Here is a 5118-nt window from a genome sequence, read left to right as displayed (position 1 = left end):
CGCCGATCCCAAACCCTTCGTATGGACCGCCGATCCAAAGCGCGTCCTCGCCGCTGTCAAACGCGGCAAACAAGCGTTAGAGTCGCTCCACTAGGTGAATCATCCCGTTCACGTCGGGATACGCGAGAACCGACGGGTCTGAGTTGGCAGTTGAATTAGACGGTTGCGTCTTACAAGGGATACTTTCCCAAAATTACCCAGATGCTGAGTTCAGGGCCAGCGACCAATGCGACCTCATCTGGAATAATCACGATCGGGTCAGGGCCGCGCCTCATAAGGTCGAAGCAGGACAGTTCGAGGCATCTCCAAAATGCTGAGCGAAAAACACCGGGTATCCACGGATGACCGCTAGGATAGAGTTCTATCGCTCCGACCTCATCGGCAAAAGCTGCCGCAGGGCCGGAATGATCTCGTGGGATTGCTCATGCCCTGCATCGGAAGAGAAAAGTGAAGCGGGTTATGGCATGAGCTACACCGACGCAGCCTGCAGTTTGTGGTGGACCCTCTGGAAGAATAACTACGAAGTCTTCGCAGCAGATGGCTGGACGTCCAATGATCGGTTCGGCCTTGGGTTGCAGACGGCGAACACTGCGACCATTCTGGGATCCTATTGTCTGTTCGAGGCATCGAATGTTCTTGATGACCTGAGCGAGCCCAAAGACATCTGCGCGTCAAGAACATCTGCTTGTTGGAAACCTGCTCATGCCAAATGCAAGGAAATACGCCTGTAGCCGCCTCTTCCAAGTCGTATCGGCTTTCACGGAAACCGGAGTTCTTGCCCTTGAGGGGCAACGCCGCGATGCACGATCGACGAGCGCATCGATCGATCTGCATGCTGGCTCATCGTTCCGAGCAGTTCCTGTTATCGGAGCAGGAGTGCGATATGTTGGTTGATTTCTGCCTGGCTTATGTGGGTAGTCGCAAGGCGGTCATGATCGCATGCAAAAATTTCAGGACGCAATTTGCAATCGAGCGCGCCCGCTATGCGGCCGCGCGTGGCGCGAGCCTTCTGATGCTGATGCCGCCCTACCACGGCGTGAGCCTCAACGCGGACGCGCCGTCGAGGCCTGATCGTTTCGGCCGTATCGCAGATGCGGCCAAGATTTGGGTCCCGGTCCTGAATGCGCTGCTCAGTAGCGTGACGTTAACAATGTCGTTTCTGGTGCGCCTTGCCGGGGAGATGCCGCGCTTTAGTTATTTCAATATCGAGGTGCCGTTTGCCGCGGCGAAGCCGCGGACGTTGACTGGCGCCGGAGGAGAGGCAATCCTCGGCCCCTACGACGGAGAGGAAGCCATTACAATGATGCCACATCTCGATGCTGGTGCGAGCGGGACGATACCGGGCGCGCTGCTTCCTGATCTATTGCTTCCAGTGATCGATCATCACACTAGGGGACACAGGCGGGAAGCCGCCCTGCCTGTGGTTAATTGATTTCGAGAACTGCGCAGTGTGGCCTGCGCGCCGCCACGGGCGCGGCTGATATACCTGAAGGAAATTCACCCCCACTAGCTCGCCCGCGAGGTCAATCCAATGGCGCTCCATTGGTGACGCTAACCCGCCCACATGTCCGCTCCCGAAAGAACTACGTTCAATCAGCTGCCAGGCGTCAAGAGAGGTGCGGTAGCGACAAACTCACCTTCACAAATTGCGCCGTGAAAAAGAGCCTTAGCGGCTTATTGGAATGAGGGGAGGCGACGCAAGCCGACCGGGCGCGCACAAGACCGGAACCGGTGGTTGGCTGTCCCCAACAAGGTTTGAGCCTTCAAGTCGTCAGTGCGCGCATTGTCGGCTGAAGACGTACATTCGTAGAGGTGCTAGGGAGGAGGTTAGAGATGACCGGGACGCTCAATGGGACTACTTCGCATGCTTGGAGGAGGCGGTCGCGCTCGAGAGTCCGCAGTGCAGCCATGGAAATCGACAAAATCGATGCTCGTATTCTTGATCTCGTTCAACGCAACAATCGCCTAAGCAGTGAAGAACTCGGCGCAAAAGTTGCCCTATCTGCATCAGGAGTTCAGCGCCGACTAAAGCGCCTACGAAAAGAGGGCGTGATAGAATCAGACGTCTCAATCATTTCGCCAAGGGCGATCGGCCGAAACGAGACTATGCTGGTCCTCATTTTCTTTGAGCGCGATCGCGCTGACATCATCGATCGTTTTAAGCGGGGGATCCGCACTATGACGGAGGTGATGAGCGGATTTTACGTCACGGGCCAAGCTGATTTCATCCTGTTGGTGACTGCAAATAATATGGAAGAGTACGAGCATTTCACCCGCCGCTTGATAAATGAAAATCCAGATATAAAGCGCCTCGAGACTGTAGTTGTTCTGGACCGAGTCAAAGCCGGTTTCATTTTACCAATGGGATCGTTGGCATGCTGGTGACCCTCGCCGTGACCCTTAACGCCCTCATCTTGGTAATCGCTTTCCGCGCTGTGAGAGCGGTAACGACCATCTCGCACTCTGGGCCCGGGTCGATGCGGTCCGATTCAGATGAGGCCGCGTTCCTGCAATTCCATCTGGCTCGGCGCATGCTCCTCAACAGCAATGTCCGAGGTTAACACTAGCGGCATGAGAGCACCTAGTGGATTCCGGAATCGTCGACGATCTGCTTTTTTGCAGCGAGAAGATGCTTATCGAGTGTTGTGTGCAGCGTACTCCGCAGATTTGGGGGATGGAGCTGCCTGTTTCGATGACCGCCCGAAATTTCCGAATAATGTGTTCTATCTTTGCCATAAATGCGAGCGCTTCTACCGTTCGCGGGGACGTCATTGCTTATCCATTGACGCCTTGCGTGCACACAAAATTGAGAACCTAAGCTTCGGCCGCGGCCTATGCTGATTGTCTCGGGAGGCTGCTTCGCACTGGTCTTCGCGATCTGAGGCCTTCGGATCCCGCTCCCGTCGGTTCGAAAGCGGGGCTGCTGCGTCTGTGACCCGGCAACCGCGGTAAGCGCCTCGACGTGTGGCAGAGGCACATCGCGCTTTGCGCCTGCAATCTCTTTGCGCTCGTAGGCTTCGATGCTGGTGTTCAAAATGTCCCAAGTCGGCCGTGTCAAGCATTGGAGATCGCGATCAGGTGGTTCAATCGCGCAGCTGCCGCACCGCTGTTAAGAGATTCTTGCCCAAGGGCGACGCCGTCCCTCAAGCTGCTTACGTGGCCGGCCACGATCATTGCTGCGGCGGCGTTGAGAAGAGCAACATCGCGGTACGGACGTGGCATGCCGTCAAGCACGCTTTGCAGCGCGATTGCATTGGCATCGGCGTTGCCGCCCCTCAGCGCCTCGTTGTGGCAGCGGGCGAGGCCCGCGTCTTCCGGGGTGACTTCGAAGGTACGGATCGCATGCTCTAACGCGGCAACAAATGACGGCCCGGTGAGGGTGATCTCATCGAGTCCATCTGAGCCATGCACCACCCACACCGACTCAGCACCGAGGTTCTTTAACACTTGCGCCAAGGGCTGCACCCATCGACGCGAAAACACTCCGACGATCTGCCGCTTGACTCCGGCCGGATTTGCGAGTGGGCCGACTAGATTGAAGATCGTGCGGGTCCCAAGTGCCGCTCGGATCCGGGCAACGTGGTGCATAGCCCGATGACGGATCGGCGCAAGCATGAAGCCGATGCCAGCTTCGTACACACAACGAGCAACGCATACAGGCGGGAGGTCGACCTTCACGCCGAGGCGGGCCAAGACGTCAGCAGCGCCTGGTAGTGAGGACACGGCGCGGTTGCCATGTTTGGCCACCGGAACGCCGGCCCCGGCCACGATGAATGAGGCGCATGTGGACACGTTCATTGAGCCCGAAGCGTCACCGCCCGTACCAACGATGTCGACGGGATCGGGGGGCGCACTGACCCGGAGCATTTTGCTCCGCATGGCCGAGGCTGCGCCGGTGACTTCTTCCACGGTTTCGCCACGTACCCGCATCCCCATTAACAATCCTCCGATCTGGGAGGATGTCGCCTGGCCGACATCATGATTTCAAAGGCTGTTGCGGTCTCCTCGCGGGTCAGCGTGGCACCTGTAGCAACTTTGCTAATGATCGATTTGAGGGCGTTCATTGCTCTCCACGTGCTTAGTCGTTCCAATTGGCCAGTCCCGCGTGCGAGCGCGACCTCAATCCGCTAGATGAGCCCATCTTCCATGTTGTGGATACCCACGCTGTTCTTTGCTGATATATAATCGGACAAACGTTGCGGTTTTGTGGGATCGAGCCGAACTCGACCGTTGCAGGATGACGTCCATGCCACACACGACTACTCGTCGTTGATGCTCCCAGCTGGCGCTGGCGCATAGCTCGAGATCCTGACCAATTACACTACATGTTGCTCCGGATATGGCATTATGTCGCGCCGTCTCGATCAAAAATGGTGCTCCTCCTCTTTGAGATAATTGACCTTCGAGCGCGCTGCGCAACTTGCGCGTCTCGGCCGGCATCATCGGCGCTCGTTACCGCCAGCGTCTGCTTAGTGGATGTTTGCACTGATCCTAAGTCACTCGTTATCGATACTTGCGAGCCCATGAAATCATTCTCACCCTTTTTCGTTTTCTGCGTTCAACAGCGAGGCGTCATTCGAAACGGGCATTGGTAGCGTCATGCAGCTCGGCAACCGGTCCGGCTCGGACCGCGTATGCGTCGTCGAGGCATGCGCGGTGTCAGCTTGAACGTCAGTCCGCTCTGCAATCTTACAACCTGACGCTGCGTAAGAATCAAGCTATCCATGGCGTTCACCTGCAGAGGAGCAAGTGTTCTTTGCTCGAGATCAAATCAGACGATCGGACGCGAAACCAAGTTCTCGGCCCGCTGTGGCATAGACCTGTTCGGCGACAAGATCGATGCCGGTGATCATCTCAGTCACGGGATGTTCGACCTGTAGGCGCGTAAAAGTAGAATTCTCCTGGTGGCTCAAGCTCGCCTGCTTGGCTCTGAGACACGCAAGGATGGCGGTGCGATGCTGGATGTGGGTGCTACGCAGGCGAAACACGTCCTCCATGCAAGATTCTTCGCGTCGGTCGGCAGCGAGCTATCGCCCAAAGTTGGTGACGGCGGGAATCGGAAAGGCGGCATATCGTGGGGGTGCTTGACGCCTCCACTTCTCCACCGAAGGAGCGACA

At 57.1% G+C, this 5118-nt stretch carries 3 protein-coding genes and 2 pseudogenes; 3 read left to right on the top strand and 2 right to left on the bottom strand.

Going from position 1 to position 5118, the window contains the following annotated elements:
* Positions 1-341: 341 nt before the first annotated feature.
* The 3 genes from ABIB00_RS38780 to ABIB00_RS38770 all read left to right on the top strand — a co-directional run bounded on the left by ABIB00_RS38780 (position 342) and on the right by ABIB00_RS38770 (position 2385).
* A complete protein-coding gene (locus tag ABIB00_RS38780; protein WP_354107983.1) occupies positions 342-731 on the top strand; it encodes a hypothetical protein in 390 nt (129 codons plus the stop codon).
* Between the two features lie 152 nt (positions 732-883).
* Positions 884-1432, top strand: coding sequence for a hypothetical protein (locus ABIB00_RS38775; RefSeq protein ID WP_354107982.1), 549 nt, complete (start codon positions 884-886; stop codon positions 1430-1432).
* Between the two features lie 476 nt (positions 1433-1908).
* Positions 1909-2385, top strand: coding sequence for an Lrp/AsnC family transcriptional regulator (locus tag ABIB00_RS38770; protein ID WP_354107981.1), 477 nt, complete (start codon positions 1909-1911; stop codon positions 2383-2385).
* A gap of 669 nt (positions 2386-3054) precedes the next feature.
* Here the strand turns inward: ABIB00_RS38770 and trpD are convergent.
* Both trpD and ABIB00_RS39305 read right to left on the bottom strand, forming a co-directional pair.
* Positions 3055-4064: pseudogene (gene trpD / locus ABIB00_RS38765) on the bottom strand (anthranilate phosphoribosyltransferase).
* A gap of 755 nt (positions 4065-4819) precedes the next feature.
* Positions 4820-4886 (bottom strand): annotated as a pseudogene (locus ABIB00_RS39305) (ATP-binding protein); the annotation flags it as partial.
* Positions 4887-5118 lie beyond the last annotated feature (232 nt).

The organism is Bradyrhizobium sp. LB14.3 (assembly GCF_040547985.1).
Taxonomy (GTDB): Bacteria; Pseudomonadota; Alphaproteobacteria; order Rhizobiales; family Xanthobacteraceae; genus Bradyrhizobium.
This window is presented reverse-complemented; position numbering and strand designations above follow the sequence as displayed.

Coding starts and splice junctions, on each gene's coding strand:
- ABIB00_RS38770 (WP_354107981.1), top strand. CDS start 1,909: ATGGAAATCGACAAAATCGATGCTCGTATTCTTGATCTCGTTCAACGC.
- ABIB00_RS38775 (WP_354107982.1), top strand. CDS start 884: ATGTTGGTTGATTTCTGCCTGGCTTATGTGGGTAGTCGCAAGGCGGTC.
- ABIB00_RS38780 (WP_354107983.1), top strand. CDS start 342: ATGACCGCTAGGATAGAGTTCTATCGCTCCGACCTCATCGGCAAAAGC.